Origin of the sequence: Massilia endophytica, assembly GCF_021165955.1 — a bacterium.
GTDB lineage: Bacteria > Pseudomonadota > Gammaproteobacteria > Burkholderiales > Burkholderiaceae_D > Rugamonas > Rugamonas endophytica.
Genome location: NZ_CP088952.1, coordinates 2,347,476 through 2,361,680 on the forward strand (window position 1 = coordinate 2,347,476; position 14,205 = coordinate 2,361,680).

At 64.3% G+C, this 14,205-nt stretch carries 14 protein-coding genes; 2 read left to right on the forward strand and 12 right to left on the reverse strand.

What is annotated here, in order from left to right; genetic code table 11:
• Positions 1 to 240 precede the first annotated feature (240 nt).
• Positions 241 to 1,029 (forward strand): hypothetical protein, encoded by a 789-nt coding sequence (locus tag LSQ66_RS10425; protein ID WP_231769709.1) that lies wholly within the window; start codon positions 241 to 243, stop codon positions 1,027 to 1,029.
• A gap of 93 nt (positions 1,030 to 1,122) precedes the next feature.
• Positions 1,123 to 1,530, forward strand: a complete 408-nt coding sequence (locus LSQ66_RS10430) for a hypothetical protein (RefSeq protein WP_231769710.1) — start codon at positions 1,123 to 1,125, stop codon at positions 1,528 to 1,530.
• Here LSQ66_RS10430 and LSQ66_RS10435 read toward each other — a convergent pair.
• Genes LSQ66_RS10435 through ispC form a run of 12 tightly spaced genes read right to left on the reverse strand, consistent with a single transcriptional unit; the run spans position 1,500 to position 14,201 of the window.
• Positions 1,500 to 2,555 (reverse strand): DUF5700 domain-containing putative Zn-dependent protease, encoded by a 1,056-nt coding sequence (locus LSQ66_RS10435; protein WP_231769711.1) that lies wholly within the window; start codon positions 2,553 to 2,555, stop codon positions 1,500 to 1,502. The genes LSQ66_RS10430 and LSQ66_RS10435 overlap by 31 nt on opposite strands.
• Positions 2,556 to 2,573: 18 nt before the next feature.
• Positions 2,574 to 3,770, reverse strand: coding sequence for an EAL domain-containing response regulator (locus tag LSQ66_RS10440; RefSeq protein ID WP_231769712.1), 1,197 nt, complete (start codon positions 3,768 to 3,770; stop codon positions 2,574 to 2,576).
• A gap of 18 nt (positions 3,771 to 3,788) precedes the next feature.
• A complete protein-coding gene (locus LSQ66_RS10445; RefSeq protein WP_231769713.1) occupies positions 3,789 to 4,574 on the reverse strand; it encodes a TrmH family RNA methyltransferase in 786 nt (261 codons plus the stop codon).
• Complete coding sequence (gene rnhB / locus LSQ66_RS10450) at positions 4,571 to 5,191, reverse strand: ribonuclease HII (RefSeq protein WP_231769714.1); 621 nt, start codon at positions 5,189 to 5,191, stop codon at positions 4,571 to 4,573. Before rnhB ends, LSQ66_RS10445 begins: the two co-directional genes overlap by 4 nt.
• On the reverse strand, positions 5,188 to 6,342 hold the full coding sequence (gene lpxB, locus LSQ66_RS10455) for a lipid-A-disaccharide synthase (RefSeq protein WP_231769715.1): 1,155 nt from the start codon (positions 6,340 to 6,342) through the stop codon (positions 5,188 to 5,190). The genes rnhB and lpxB overlap by 4 nt, the downstream gene beginning before the upstream one ends.
• Complete coding sequence (lpxA, locus tag LSQ66_RS10460) at positions 6,326 to 7,117, reverse strand: acyl-ACP--UDP-N-acetylglucosamine O-acyltransferase (RefSeq protein ID WP_231769716.1); 792 nt, start codon at positions 7,115 to 7,117, stop codon at positions 6,326 to 6,328. Before lpxA ends, lpxB begins: the two co-directional genes overlap by 17 nt.
• Entirely contained in the window at positions 7,117 to 7,599 is a 483-nt protein-coding gene (gene fabZ, locus LSQ66_RS10465; RefSeq protein WP_231769717.1) for a 3-hydroxyacyl-ACP dehydratase FabZ, read from the reverse strand. Before fabZ ends, lpxA begins: the two co-directional genes overlap by 1 nt.
• A complete protein-coding gene (gene lpxD / locus LSQ66_RS10470; RefSeq protein WP_231769718.1) occupies positions 7,596 to 8,654 on the reverse strand; it encodes a UDP-3-O-(3-hydroxymyristoyl)glucosamine N-acyltransferase in 1,059 nt (352 codons plus the stop codon). Before lpxD ends, fabZ begins: the two co-directional genes overlap by 4 nt.
• Positions 8,655 to 8,673: 19 nt before the next feature.
• Positions 8,674 to 9,198, reverse strand: coding sequence for an OmpH family outer membrane protein (locus LSQ66_RS10475; RefSeq protein ID WP_231769719.1), 525 nt, complete (start codon positions 9,196 to 9,198; stop codon positions 8,674 to 8,676).
• 29 nt (positions 9,199 to 9,227) lie between these two features.
• A complete protein-coding gene (gene bamA / locus LSQ66_RS10480) occupies positions 9,228 to 11,564 on the reverse strand; it encodes an outer membrane protein assembly factor BamA (protein WP_231769720.1) in 2,337 nt (778 codons plus the stop codon).
• Between the two features lie 52 nt (positions 11,565 to 11,616).
• Positions 11,617 to 12,975: an RIP metalloprotease RseP gene (gene rseP, locus LSQ66_RS10485; protein ID WP_231769721.1), complete on the reverse strand. Its 1,359-nt coding sequence runs from the start codon at positions 12,973 to 12,975 to the stop codon at positions 11,617 to 11,619.
• Positions 12,976 to 12,986: 11 nt separating this feature from the next.
• Complete coding sequence (gene ispC, locus LSQ66_RS10490; RefSeq protein ID WP_231769722.1) at positions 12,987 to 14,201, reverse strand: 1-deoxy-D-xylulose-5-phosphate reductoisomerase; 1,215 nt, start codon at positions 14,199 to 14,201, stop codon at positions 12,987 to 12,989.
• Between the last annotated feature and the right edge of the window lie 4 nt (positions 14,202 to 14,205).

Below are 14,205 nucleotides of genomic sequence, written 5' to 3' on the forward strand. Positions count from 1 at the left end.
AGGCCATTCATTTCATACTCTGCTTCAATCCTCCTTAGCCTGCTAAGCATTGTCTGCTCCTCAGCCAGCTCTCAAGAATTGAGCAGAGAAGCGAAGGTTGCTCTCAATAAAGAACGATCTGTCGAAGTCTGTCACACCGAGCTCCGGCGCAAAAGCCGCATCTGTGAAACTCAGGAGCTTCCTCGGGGGCTCGAAGTTCCGCGCTAGGTAATTCAGGTTCCGCTGGTAGCGAACTCGGAGTTGAGCTTCCTGAGCATAGCTTCGGAAAGCAGCGCGCTATGCGTTACAGATTCACGAAACGGCGCGGTCCGCTGCAAGAAGCTTCCCTTTACTTTAGGTAAGGAAATCACCGTATCGGTCACGCGCATCGATGAAACGAGCAGCACGTTTCTCTTTGTGCCCAGGGGCGAGCTGTCCCGGTATGCCGAACATAGAAGAGTCGCTCTCTTCATGATCGGACTGATCGATGCCCAACGCGCTTTCGCAAAGGAAGGTCCTAACGGACCGCCGTTCGAAGAACTGAAGATCGATGTAACACCCAACGCCGCCGTCGATCCTGACTGTGACAGTACCGAAGGTGATGGAAGCAACGATTGCGTGGGTAACGGCGGTGATGAAGGTGGCGGCGGCGGTGGTGGTGGTGGTGGTGGTGGTGGTGGTGGTGGCGGTGGCGGTGGTGGCAGTGGCGGAAGCGGCGGCACGAATTGCATCTACGGCCCGATCACTGTGTGCTCCGTTCCACGTCCTGCATCTCCACCACCAGATGTGCCGCCCCCACCAGCGAGGCCCTTGCCTCTACCCGATCCATGCCGGCTGTTTGGAATTAACTGCCCACCGCCGCCAGCAATCCCATCGACTCATCCCACCGACTATGAAGAGCGCGTAGCGCAATGTATGGAACAAAATGAAACCGACATGGCTATGTGTGAGGCCATTTATCGAAGCCATGGTCCGCGCGAATGGGCGGCCTGCAAAGATCGCGCCACTCGAAAGCTGAGAGATTGCCTTAGCCGCGCACGCGGACGATAGCGCGGATGGCGGAAGGAATGACTCGTTCTGGACCTGCTTTCCAAGCCAGCCCATATAATCGATGGACACAACGAGTTCTGCGGAGCGAAGGCTATGAAAACGCCAGTGTTTCCCAACATACAGCTATATATCGACAATGCTGGACGGCTCTGTATCGCAAGCACACGACGCAGCGATCACGAGCCGTTCGTATCCTTCGAGATGCCGCTCAGCGAGGTCATGCAAGACGGGCTGGACGCCGCCGCGCAACGGCTCGGCACCAGCCTTCTTTACCAGCTGTCAGTGCTCTATCCCGGGATGCTCGACCTCCCTCCGATCGAGGTGCCGCCGCCTGACCTGGGCAATGTCCATGACCTGTTGCGATTGTCGGTTCAGCAGAGGACGAGCCGTTTTGTGCCGATGATTGACAAGCTGCTCGCAGAAGGACGCGACGAACAGTTCGCCAGGGAGTCTTGGCCGACCCTTCGCGATTACCTCGTTACCCTGCCATCGGAAGCCTGAGCAACGACGGTGCGGATGAATTCTTCGCTGAAGGCGGGGAGCTTGGGGTCGGCTTTGGCGATTTCCTGGTAGCGCAGGACGAACTGGCTGGGGTGATCCTTCAGGAGCTTGAAAATGGCTTCCTTGCCGTACTTCTTTTCAAGGGCGTTGGCGATGACCCAGCCTAGCTCGTAGCCCGCGTCGTCGAAGGTGCCGTAGAACAGCAGGCCGTAGACTTTCTCGTATTCGTCTTCGTTGGGCGGCGGGGCGAGCAGCAGGCGCAGGCCCGCCGTTTCGTACAGCGTGACGATGCTTTCAATGCGCTTGGCGTTGCGCAGCTTGGCGTCGCGCAGGCGCGATGAATAGGGACTCGCTTCACGGTCGGCGATGGGGTGGGTGAACAGGTCGGCCGTGCCTTCCTGTACCAGGTCGTACAGCAGGCGGTTCAGCCATACGGTCCCCATGCTGCTCACGGCGGCGCCAGGCGCTGGACGGGGCGGCGCGGTCATAACATGCGACTGCACGGCGTGGAACAGTTCGTGGGCGATGGTTTCGGCCAGTTCCTGCGCCGTGGCGTTCGAGAAGCGCGCGAGATTGACGTAGACGCTTTCGTGATCGTCGTCGAAGGCGAAGCCGCTGGAGTTGCCGCCGAAGACGAAGACCACGCGCAGCTGCGCGCTGAACTGCGAGGGGACATACTCGTTCAGCATGCGCCTCACGTCTTCCGCCACGGCCTTGTATTTCGCGCCGCCGTTGCGGAATTCGGCGGATACGGCCTGCGCCGCGTCGGCGCTGCGCTTGTCCTTTGGCAGCGTGCGCAGGTAGGCGAGCAGCGCGTCCGTGTCCTTGAGCTTCATCTTGCGCACCATGGCGGGCGTGGCGGGCAAGGCGCGGATTTTCGCAGCGGTGGCGTCGTCCAGCGTGCCCGCCTGCACCGACTGGCTTACCAGGCGGGCGAAGTCTTCATCGAAGCTGAATTGGAGGGCCGGCGCGGCGCGGGATGGAAGGGACAGGAACAACAGTACTGCAACAAGCCATGCGCGCATGCACACTCCGGTGAAAGGTCAGAAGAATTGGCGCCAGTCGTCCAGCCACGCGGGGAAGTCTTCGACGGGCATGGGGCTGGCGATGTAGTAGCCCTGGGCGTAGGTACAGCCTATGCCTTGCAGGAAGTCCCAGTCCTGCTTGGTCTCCACGCCCACGGCGCAGGAGCGGCGGTCCAGGCTGCGCGCCAGGCCGAGGCAGGATTTGAGCACCGTGCCGATGGCGCGTTTTTTCGATGCGCCGTCCACGAAGCTGCGGTCGATCTTCAGCTCGGAGAACGGAATGCTGGCCAGCAGCTGGAGGTTGGAGCGCCCCGTTCCGTAGTCGTCGATGGCGAGGCCGAAGCCCATCATGCGCAGGCGCAGCAGGCGTTCCAGGAAATGCGGGTCGATGGCCAGCACGGACGATTCGGTGATCTCGAAGGTGATGTAGCCGGGCAGGATGCGGTGCCGTTCCAGGCAGGCCGTGATCTGGGCGATGAACTGGGGATGCGAGAGCGTGCTCGGGTCCACATTGATCGAGAAGGAGATCGGAATGCCCTGGTCGTGCAGGATGCGGCAGGCGGCCACCGATTTGTCGATCATGCTCCAGTCGAGGAAGTCGACGCGGCCTGCTTCCTCCAGCACTTTCACGAAGGCCGATGGCCCCAGCACGCCGTGCTGCGGGTGGCGCCAGCGCGCGAACATTTCAAGTCCGGTCACCTGCCCCGTTTCCAGCTCGATCTTGGGCTGGAAGAAGGGATCGAATTCGCGCGCCTGCAGGCCGCGTCCCACTTCCGCGAAGGTGAAGGCAGGATGCGAGGGCGCAGGCGCGGGCCTGTCCGGCGCGGTGTAGTTCTCGATCAGGGTTTCGAGCTTGGCGGCGCTCATGGGCTTGGCCACGGTGCCCAGCAGGTCCACGCCATAGGCCAGGGACATGGTTTCGACGGAGAACATCACGTCCCCGCTCTGCGCGCCGACCACGATCAGGCCCGCGCGGCACTTCAATTCGGCCAGGCGGCGGATCAGCTCCAGGCCGTCCATGCCCGGCAGGGCGATGTCGACGATAGCGATGTCGATGGCGGGGCTCACGCCCAGGTCGAAGGCCCGCAGTGCGCTATGGCCGTCCGGCGCGGTGTGCACGTGCTGCGCGCCCATGTGGCGCAGCATCCCGGCCAGCAGCTCGCGCTGCACCGGCTCACCTTCCGCCACCAGAAACTGCATACTCGCGATGTCCATGCCCGCTCCGAAGATTGCTTAAACCTGATTCTGCCTGACTTGCTCGAAAAAGCATACTGCCGCGCATGCCGCCACGTTCAGGGACTCCACCTTGCCCAGGTGGGGAATGACCACCGTCTGCCTTGCGGCGGAGAGCAGTTCGTCCGACACGCCCTGCCCTTCGTGCCCGAAAACCCAGGCCACAGGCTGGCGCAGGTCGGCGTCATAGAGGCGCTGGGTGGCGTAGCCGCTGGTGGCCAGCGTGGCGATCTGCGCGCCTTGCAGCAGTGGCAGCAGCGCCACATTTTCAAAGATGTCCAGCACGAAGTGGGCGCCCATGGCGGCCCGCAGAACCTTGGGCGACCAGCAGAAGGCCGTGCCGGGGCTGCAATACACTTCCTTGATGCCAGCCGCGGCGGCGCTGCGCAGGATGGAGCCCACATTGCCGGGGTCCTGCACATTATCCAGCAGGACGGCGTTGACGGTGAGCGCGGCCGGCACATCGCGCTGCGGCGTCGCGACCAGAAACATGACGCCCACGCCGTTCTCCACCTGGCTCAGTGCCGCATAGAGCGCGTCCGGCAGGCAGAGGCAATGCGCGTGCTCCGCTTCCAGCCCGGCGACGATGCTCGCCACTTCGGGGTTGTGCAGCCCCGTTTCGCTGACGATGCATTGTTCGGGATGGCCGCGCAGCTGGAGCCAGGCTTCGCACAGGTGCACGCCGTCCAGCAGCGTGCGGCCGGCCTTGCGACGCGCCTGCGAGCTGGTGGCAAGGTGCTTGAGCTCCTTGTACTGGGCGTTCTCGCGCGAGGTGATGGACTTCACAGCATCTGCTCCAGCAGCTCGCGCACGGGCGCGAAGGAACGGCGGTGCACCGGCGATACGCCGTGCAGGCGCAGCGCCTCCAGGTGCTGCTCCGTGCCGTAGCCCTTGTGCTGATCGAAGCCGTACTGCGGGTACTTCTTGTGCAGCTTGCGCAGCGCCTCGTCGCGCGTGGTCTTGGCGAGGATGGAGGCGGCGGAGATGGATTCGATCTTGTCGTCGCCATCCACGATGGCGATGGTCTGGATCTTCATTACCGGGCAGCGGTTGCCGTCGATGAGCGCGAGCGTGGGAATGGTTTCCAGCGCATGCACGGCGCGTTTCATGGCCAGCATGCTGGCCTGCAGGATGTTCAGGCGGTCGATCTCGGCTTCGGAGGCCTTGGCCACGGCCCAGGCCACGCAGTGCTGCTTGATGAGGGGCGCCAGTTCCTCGCGCCGCGCTTCGGTGAGCTTCTTGGAGTCGCGCAGGCCTTCGATGGGCCGCTCGCGGTGCAGGATGACGGCGGCTGCATAAACAGGACCGGCCAGCGGGCCACGCCCTGCCTCGTCCACGCCGCAGATGATTTCTTCGAGCGAGTACGGCAGGTCGTCGAACAGGCCTGGCTGCGGTGCGTTCATCGGCCAATCACTTTCAATACGGCGGCAGCGCTTTCCTGCGAGCTGTTGCGCAGCAGGCTGTGGTGCATGTCCGTGAAGCGCTGCGCCAGCTGCAGGCGGTGCGGGACATCGCTCAGCTGCTTCCACATGTTCTCGGCCAGCGCCTCCGGGCTCGCCTTGTGCTGCAGGAGCTCGGGCACGAGGAACTCGCGCGCCAGGATGTTGGGCAGGCCAATCCAGGGCTGGTAGCCGAAGTGGCGCAGGATCTGCCATTCCAGCTCCATCATGCGGTAGGCGATCACCATGGGTTTCTTGAACAGCGCCACTTCGAGCGAGGCCGTGCCGGAGGCCACCAGCACCGCGTCGGCCGCGCAGATGGCGGTGTGCGACTGGCCGTCCAGCAGCTGGATCTCCACGTCCTGCAGGCCGTTCTGTTCCACGATCTGGCGGAACAGGGCTTTCTGGCGCTCGCCCGCCATGGGCGCGACGAAACGCAGCGTGCGGTCGCGCTGGAGCAGGAGCCTGGCCGCGCCCACGAAGGCGGCGGTGTTGTACTTGATCTCCGACATGCGGCTGCCGGGCATGATGGTGACGACGTTCGCGTCCTCCGGCAGGCCGAGGGCGCGGCGCGCCGCCGCTTCGTCCGGCGCCAGGGGAATCAGTTCGGCCAGCGGGTGGCCCACGAAGGTCGCGGGCACGCCTGCCTTGCGGTAGATCTCTTCTTCGAAGGGGAAGACCAGCAGCATGTGCGATACCGCGCGCTGGATCTTCTTGATGCGCCCTCCCCGCCAGGCCCAGATCTGCGGGCCGATGTAGTGCATGGTGGGAATGCCCGCGGCCTTGAGCTGCTCTTCCAGGCCCAGGTTGAAGCCGGGGTAGTCCGCGCCGATGAAAACGCTGGGCCGCTCGGCCAGCAGCATGTCGCGCAGCTGGTTCTGGATGCCTTTCAGTTCGCGATAGCGGGGAATGATCTCGACGATGCCGCGCACCGTGAGCGTATCCATGGGCCAGTGCGACTGGAAGCCGTGGGCGGCCATGTGCGGGCCGCCGATGCCGTGGAAGCGCGCTTCCGGCAGGTGCTGGCGCAGGCCGCCCAGCAGGCGGCCCGCCAGCATGTCGCCGGAGGGTTCGCCCGCGACGGCGGCAATGGCAATGTCAGCGGACGATGCCACGGGTTGCGGTGTCGAGGAAGGTGCGGAAGGCGTTCAGGTGCACGGCGGCATCCGGCGTCGCCTGTTCCTGTTCCAGCAGCGCGGCCTTGGCCTCTTCCAGCGTGAGGCCGGAGCGGTACAGCGTCTTGTAGGCGGTGCGCAGGGCGCCGATCTGCTCGCGCGTGAAGCCGCGCCGCTTCAGGCCTTCGATGTTGATGCCGTGGGCCTGGGCCGGATTGCCGTTCAGGAGCACGAAGGGCGGCACGTCCTGCGTCAGGCTCGTGCTCATGCCGACGAAGGCATGCGCGCCGATCTTGCAGAACTGGTGCACGTTGGCATAGCCGCTCATGATGACGTAGTCGCCGATCTCCACGTGGCCCGCCATCTGCGCGTTGTTCGAGAAGATGGTGTTGTTGCCCACCACGCAGTCATGCGCCAGGTGGACGTAGGCCGAGATCCAGTTGTCGTGGCCCAGCTTCGTCACGCCCTTGTCCTGCACGGTGCCCAGGTTGAAGGTGCAGAACTCGCGGATGGTGTTGCGGTCGCCCACTTCCAGGCGGGTGGGCTCGCCCTTCCACTTCTTGTCCTGCGGCGGCGCGCCGATGGAGGAGAACTGGAAGAACTTGTTGTCCTCGCCGATGGTGGTGTGGCCTTCGATGACCACGTGCGGCCCGACCCAGGTGCGGGCGCCGATCACGACGTCCGGGCCCACGATCGAGTATGCGCCGATCTCGACGCCGTCGCCCAGCTGGGCTTTCGGGTCGACGATGGCGGTCGGATGGATCTTCGTTGCCATTATTGCCCCGCAGGCTGGCTTGCGTCCGCGCTGTTACGGATGGTGCACATCAGTTCCGCTTCCACCGCCACCTGGCCGTCCACGCTGCCAACGGCCTTGTACTTCCAGATGCCGCGCGAAACGCGCAGGATCTCGACGTCCATCTTCAGCTGGTCGCCGGGGCCCACGGGGCGCTTGAAGCGCGCGTTGTCGATACCCACGAAGTAGACCACCGAATTCTCGTCCGGCTTGATGTTCATGGTGAGGAAGGACAGGATGGCCGCGGTCTGGGCCATCGCTTCGATCATCAGCACGCCCGGCATCACCGGCTTGTGCGGGAAGTGGCCGTTGAAGAACTCTTCATTCACGGTCACGTTCTTGATGGCGGTGATGCTCTTGTTGGCTTCCCAGGTCAGCACGCGGTCCACCAGCAGCAGCGGGTAGCGGTGCGGCAGGAAGGCCTTGATCTGGCAAATGTCGAGGGTTTTGTCTGGAGTGGTCATGATTCTTCTGCTTGATTCGTTATCGTTTTAATGGTTTTTTCCAGCGTGCGGATCTTCTCGCGCATCGCCGACAGGTTGCGGACGATGGCGGCGGATTTCTCCCACTCGCTGTTTTTGGCCAGCGGATAGAAGCCGGTGTACTGCCCCGGCTCCAGGATCGAGCGCGATACCATGCTGCCCGATGAAACGTGCACATGGTCCGCAATGGTCAGGTGCCCCAGCACCATCGCCGCGCCGCCGAAGGTACAGTACTTTCCGATCTTCGCACTGCCCGCCACGCCCACGCAGCCGGCCATGGCCGTGTGCGCGCCGATATGGCAGTTGTGCCCGATCTGGATCTGGTTATCCAGCTTGACGCCATCTTCGATGATGGTGTTCGCCAGAGCGCCCCGGTCCACGGTGGTGTTGGCGCCGATGTCCACATCGTCGCCGATCACCACGCGCCCGACCTGCGGGATCTTGATATACACGCCGCCTTCGTTGGCGAAGCCGAAGCCGTCGGTGCCGATCACGGCGCCCGAGTGCAGCACGCCGCGCTTGCCGATGACGCAGCCATGCTGGAAGGTCACGTTGGCGAAGAAATGCGTGCCCTCGCCCACCTGCGCATTGCGGCCAATGAAGCAGCCCGCCTCGATCACGGCGCCGGGCCCGATTACGGCGCCCGCCTCCACCACCACGCGCGGGCCGATATGGGCCGTGGCATCCACCTGCGCCGAGGGATCGACCACGGCGCTGGCATGGATGCCCGGCGCGGGAACGACGGCCGTCAGCGACTCGAAATACTGGGCCGTGCGAGCGAAATGAACGTAGGGGTTCTTGACCACGATGCGGGCGCCCTGGTAGGTCTGCGCCACCACCGGATCGTCGTTGGCGGAGACGATCAGCGCCGCCGCCTGGCTTTGTCCCGCCTGGGTGCGGAACTTGCTGTTGCTGAGAAAGCTGATGTGCGAAGCGCCGGCGTCCGTCAATGGCGCAATCCCGATCACCTCGATGTTCGGGTCGCCGATCAACTGTCCGCCCAAGCGTTCGACCAATTCTCCTAGTCGAAGGCCCATCGGGTGTTCCAATCTTCTGTTATTTGTCCTTGTCCAGCGCGGCCAGGACTTTGTCGGTGATGTCGATGCGCGGACTGGCCCAGACGGCGTCCTGCAGCACGATGTCGAAGCCCTCGGTCACCGCCAGCTGCTTGATGATGCGGGTCGCCTTCTCGGCGATCACGGCGCGCTCCTCGTTGGTGCGCTGCGCCAGGTCTTCGCGGAATTCGCGCTGGCGGCGCTGGAATTCCTTGTCCAGCTCAGCGACTTCGCGCTGGCGGCGGAAACGTTCGGGCTCCTGCAGGCCGGGAGCATCCTTCTCCAGCTTTTCGGAGGCGGTTTTCAGGCGCGCGGCCAGGTCCTCCACGGCCTTCTGGCGCTTGGAAAACTCCTCGGCCAGCTTGTCGCCGGCCAGCTTGGCCATCTTCGATTCGTTATAGATGCGTTCGGGGCTCAGCCAGGCGATGCGCGAGTTCTGGGTCTGAGCGTGCACCGGCGCCAGCGTCAGCCAGCCAAGCGCCAGGACGGCCATCAGTTTGCCCAGCGATGCGGATGCGGTCTTCAATGCATTCTCCTATGTCTTTAGCGTACGGCTTAGAAGCCCGTACCCATCTGGAACTGGAAGCGTTCCAGGCGGTCGCCCAGGATCGGGTTCAAAGGCTTAGCATAACTCAACTTGAGCGGACCCACCGGGGAAATCCAGCTGATGCCCAGGCCGGCCGAGTAGCGCAGCTCGGAGATGCGCATCTTGGCGCCTTCGCGGTAGACCTGGCCGCCGTCGAGGAAGCCGAACCAGCGCAGGCTGCGGTCCTTGCCCTGGCCGGGGAACGGCATCTGCAGCTCGGCATTGCCGATCAGGCGCGAAGCGCCGCCCAGCGCGTCGCCGCGGGCCGGGTCGACCATGCCCAGCGAGGAGCCGTAGTAGCCGCGCACGGAGCCGATGCCGCCCGCATAGAAGTTCTTGAACACGGGGTAAGGCTTGGAGCCGATGCCGTGGCCGAAGTCGAATTCACCCTTCAGTGCCAGCGTGATATTGCTGGTCAGGGGGCGATACCACTGGTGCTCGTAGACGGCGCGGTAGTACTTCGAGTCGCCCACGATGTCCAGTTCCAGGTTGGCGCGCTGGTAGCGGCCCACGGTCGGCGTCAGCGCGCTGTCGCGGCTGTCGCGGCCCCAGGCCACCGTGAGCGGCACGGAATTGCTGGTCACGGAGCCGATACCGTCGGCCGGGCCGCCCTGGTCGATCACGTACTGGCGGTAGAAGGTGGGGCTGGTGGCGTCCGTTTCCACTTCCGAGCGTTCCAGGCCGATGCCGAAGAACACGGTGTCGATCTCGGAGAACGGCACACCCCAGCTCACGCGGCCGCCGGTCTGCTTGATCTTGTAGGCGCCCACGTTGATGGCGGGCGGATTGAAGGTGCGCAGATAGACTTCGAAGCCGCGCGATACGCCGTCGTCCGTGTAGTACGGGTTGGTGTGCGAGAAGGCGATGGTGCGGCTGTACTTGCTGGTGTTCAGGTCGATGCCGACGGTATTGCCGGAACCGGCGAAGTTGGCCTGCTGGATCGATGCCGACAGCGAGAACTTCTCGGCCTGCGAGAAGGCGCCGCCGATCTGGAAGTTACCGGTGGGCTTTTCGACCACGGCCAGGTTCACGTCCACCTGGTCGGAGGTGCCTTGCGCCTCCGGCGTGTCGATGGTCACTTCCTTGAAGTAGCCCAGGCGGTCCACGCGGTCGCGCGAGAGCTTGATCTTGTTCGCGTCATACCAGCTCGACTCGAACTGGCGGAACTCGCGGCGGATCACCTCGTCGCGCGTGGTGGTGTTGCCGCTGATGTTCATGTGGCGCACATAGGCGCGCTTGCCCGGGTCGATCATGAAGGTGAAGGACACTTCGCGCTTCTCGCGGTCGATCTCCGGGTTCGCGTTCACGTTGGCGAAGGCGTAGCCGAAGGTGCCCAGGCGCTCGGTAATGAGTTTGTTGGTGGCGGTCAGCGCAGCGCCGGAATAGGTGGAGCCGGAACGCAGCAGCACCAGCTGGCGCAGCTCGTCCTCGCGGCCGAACATCTCGCCTTCGAACTTGAAGTCCTTGACGCTGTACTTCTCGCCTTCGGTGATGTTGATGGTGAGGTAGATGTCCTTCTTGTCCGGGGTGATCGACACCTGGGTCGATTCCACGTTCATCTCGATGTAGCCGCGGTCCAGGTAGAAGGAGCGCAGGGCTTCGAGGTCGCCGGTCAGCTTGGTCTTGGAATACTGGTCGGCCTTGGTGTACCAGCTGAACCAGCCGCTCGTGTTCAGGGTGAGCTGGTCGCGCAGCTCCTTGTCCTTGAAGGCCTTGTTGCCGACGATGTTGATCTGCTTGATGCGGGCCACTTCGCCCTCGTCCACCGTAAAGTCGATGCTGACGCGGTTGCGCTCCAGCGGGGTCACGGTGGTGGTGACCTTCACGCCGTACAGGCCGTGCGACAGGTACTGGCGCTTCAGTTCCTGCTCCGCGCGGTCCACGGTCGCCTTGTCGAAGGTCTTCGCTTCGCCCACGCCGATGTCCTTCAGCGCCTTGACCAGCAGGTCCTTCTCGAATTCCTTGGTGCCGGTGAATTCCACCTTGGCGATGGCGGGACGCTCCTCCACGATCACCACCAGCACATTGCCGTCCTTCTCCAGGCGCACGTCCTTGAAGATGCCGGTCGCGTACAGCGCCTTGATGGTCGCCACGCTCTTCTCGTCGCTGAAGGTCTCGCCCACGCGGACCGGGAGATAGGTGAAGACGGTGCCAGCCTCGGTCCGCTGAATGCCTTCCACGCGGATATCCTTGACCACGAAGGGGTCGGCGGCCAGGACCTGGCCCGAGCACATCGCCAGGACGGCGGCGCCAATCAGACTGCGGCGAAAGGAAGGCAAGGCAAAGCGGTCAGAATATAATTTCATTGGCAAAATCAATGGCTTAAATCACGAGACTACACATGCAGGCGGCGCGGGCTTACAAGAGCCGCACGACGTCGTTGAACACAGCCAGCGCCATCAAGGTCACCAACAAGCCAACGCCCAGGCGCTGCGCAATCTCCCCAAAACGCTCCGGCACCGGGCGCCCAGTCAAAACTTCCAGCGAATAATACAGCAAATGCCCCCCATCCAGAACAGGAATTGGCAGTAAATTAAGGACGCCGATACTGATGCTGATGAAGGCGAGGAAGCTCAAATAGCTCGCCAGGCCCACCCTGGCGGTCTGTCCGGCGTAGTCCGCAATGGTGATGGGGCCTGTCACGTTCTTCCACGAGACCTCGCCCGTGACCATGCGGCCGAACATCTTCACCGTCAGCACGCTCGTGTCCCAGACCTTCTGTACCGCCTTCCCCGCCGCCTCGAGGGGGCCGGAGGCCACAACGATCATATCGGGCTGGCCTGCCAGCTCGACCTGGATCTTACCGATTGTTACAGAGTCTTTACCTGCTTTTTGCTGTTCGGCGCGCGGCGTGATGGCGAGCGCAATGGCGCTGCCCTGGCGCAGCACGTCCAGCTGGAGCGCCCGGCCGGGATTGGAGCGGATGGCATGCAGGAAGGCGGCGCTGTCGCGCATGGGCTTCCCGTCCACGTGGGTGATCTGGTCGCCGGGCTGCAGGCCCGCCTCGGCGCCGGGGCCGTTCGGGGCAACCTTGTTCAGCACCGGCGGCGGCAGGGCGATGCTGAAGCCCAGGGCCGAGGGCACGTCCTGTTCGATATCGAGCTTGCTGAAGGCGGCGGCGGGCAGCGTGAAGGTGAAATCGCCCCGGTGCAGGCGGCGCACGACGATGCGCGCGTCTTCCTTCTCCAGCGTGGCCTGGATCAGCTGCCAGCGCAGGTCGGACCAGCCGGACACGGATTCGCCGTTGATGGCGACGACCACGTCGCCGCCATCCAGGCCCGCGCGGTCGGCCGCCGAACCGGGGGCCGGTTCGCCGATCTTGCTGGAGACTTCCTGGATGCCGGTCATGAAGAGCACCGCGTAGAGCAGGATGGCGAGCAGGAAGTTCGCCAGCGGGCCTGCGGCGACGATGGCGATGCGCTTCCACACGTTCTGGCGGGTGAATTCGCGCTTCAGTTCTTCGGGCGGCAGGCCGCTGACATCCGCCTCGCGGCCATCGAGCATCTTCACATAGCCGCCCAGGGGCAGCGCGGAGATGGCCCATTCCGTCCTGTCCGGGCCCACGCGGCGCGACCAGAGCACCTTGCCCATGCCGACCGAGAAGCGCAGCACCTTCACGCCGCACCAGCGCGCCACCAGATAGTGGCCCAGCTCGTGGATCACGACCAGCGTGCCGATCGCCAGGAGGAAGGCCAGCAGGGTGTGGAGCAGGCTCATTGCGCCAGAGATCAGGCTACGGCCGACCTCGTGTCCACACTGGGGTCAGCCCCCAATGTGGACATGAGTTCTTCGGCGGCGGTGCGAGCGAGGGCGTCCTGCGCCATCACGGCTTCGATGCTGGTGGCGGCGCCGTGGGGGAGCTTGTCCATCACGGCGGCGATGAGGCGGTCGATCTGGCGGAAGCCGATGCGCTGGTCGAGGAAGGCCTGCACGGCCACTTCGTTGGCGGCGTTCAGCAGGGCCGGCGCCGTGCCGCCCGCGCGCAGGGCCTCATAGGCCAGCGCCAGGCAGGGGAAGCGCGCGAAATCGGGCTTTTCGAATTGCAGGGTGCCGATCTGGGTCAGGTCCAGCTGGGCCACGCCGGAGGCCACGCGCTCGGGATAAGCCAGCGCATGCGCGATGGGGGTGCGCATGTCCGGGTTGCCCAGTTCCGCCAGCACGGAGCCGTCGTTGTAGGAGACCATGGAGTGGATCACGGACTGCGGATGGATCACCACCTCGATCTGCTCCGCCGGAGCGCCGAACAGCCAGTGCGCCTCGATCACTTCCAGGCCCTTGTTCATCATGGTCGCGGAATCGACCGAGATCTTGCGGCCCATTACCCATTTGGGGTGTTTGCAGGCTTCGTCCGGCGTGACCTTGTCCAGGGTTTCGACCGCCCGCTTGAGGAAGGGGCCGCCCGATGCCGTGAGCAGGATCTTGGTGACGCCCGCCGCCGCAGGCACGCGGTTGTAGCCCGCGGGCAGGCACTGGAAAATGGCATTGTGTTCGCTGTCGATGGGCAGCAGCACGGCGCCGCTGTCGCGCACCGCGTCCATGAAAAGCTGGCCGGACATGACCAGCGCTTCCTTGTTGGCCAGCATGACCTTCTTGCCCGCGCGCGCCGCCGCCAGGGTGGGCGCCAGGCCCGCCGCGCCGACGATGGCGGCCATCACGGCATCCGTTTCGGAGGCGGAGGCAATGGCGCACAGGGCGGCCTCGCCCCACTCCACCTGGGTATCCAGCTTCATGGCGCGCAGCAGCGCGGCAAGCTGGCTGGCCGCCGCTTCGGAGCCCACCACCGCGCGGGCGGGACGGAAGCGCTGGCACTGGGCCGCCAGCTCCTCGACCTTGCTGTGGGCGCTGAGGGCGTGGACGGAATAGCGCTCGGGATGGCGCGCGATCACATCGAGCGTGGAAACGCCGATGGACCCGGTGGCGCCGAGAATGGTAATGCGTTGCATGGAA

Bases quoted from the DNA above. Each gene is read 5' to 3' on its own strand.
- lpxD (WP_231769718.1), bottom strand. From the start codon at position 8,654: ATGGGCCTTCGACTAGGAGAATTGGTCGAACGCTTGGGCGGACAGTTG.
- bamA (WP_231769720.1), bottom strand. From the start codon at position 11,564: ATGAAATTATATTCTGACCGCTTTGCCTTGCCTTCCTTTCGCCGCAGT.
- lpxA (WP_231769716.1), bottom strand. From the start codon at position 7,117: ATGGCAACGAAGATCCATCCGACCGCCATCGTCGACCCGAAAGCCCAG.
- LSQ66_RS10430 (WP_231769710.1), top strand. From the start codon at position 1,123: ATGAAAACGCCAGTGTTTCCCAACATACAGCTATATATCGACAATGCT.
- rseP (WP_231769721.1), bottom strand. From the start codon at position 12,975: ATGAGCCTGCTCCACACCCTGCTGGCCTTCCTCCTGGCGATCGGCACG.
- fabZ (WP_231769717.1), bottom strand. From the start codon at position 7,599: ATGACCACTCCAGACAAAACCCTCGACATTTGCCAGATCAAGGCCTTC.
- rnhB (WP_231769714.1), bottom strand. From the start codon at position 5,191: ATGAACGCACCGCAGCCAGGCCTGTTCGACGACCTGCCGTACTCGCTC.
- LSQ66_RS10440 (WP_231769712.1), bottom strand. From the start codon at position 3,770: ATGGACATCGCGAGTATGCAGTTTCTGGTGGCGGAAGGTGAGCCGGTG.
- ispC (WP_231769722.1), bottom strand. From the start codon at position 14,201: ATGCAACGCATTACCATTCTCGGCGCCACCGGGTCCATCGGCGTTTCC.
- LSQ66_RS10435 (WP_231769711.1), bottom strand. From the start codon at position 2,555: ATGCGCGCATGGCTTGTTGCAGTACTGTTGTTCCTGTCCCTTCCATCC.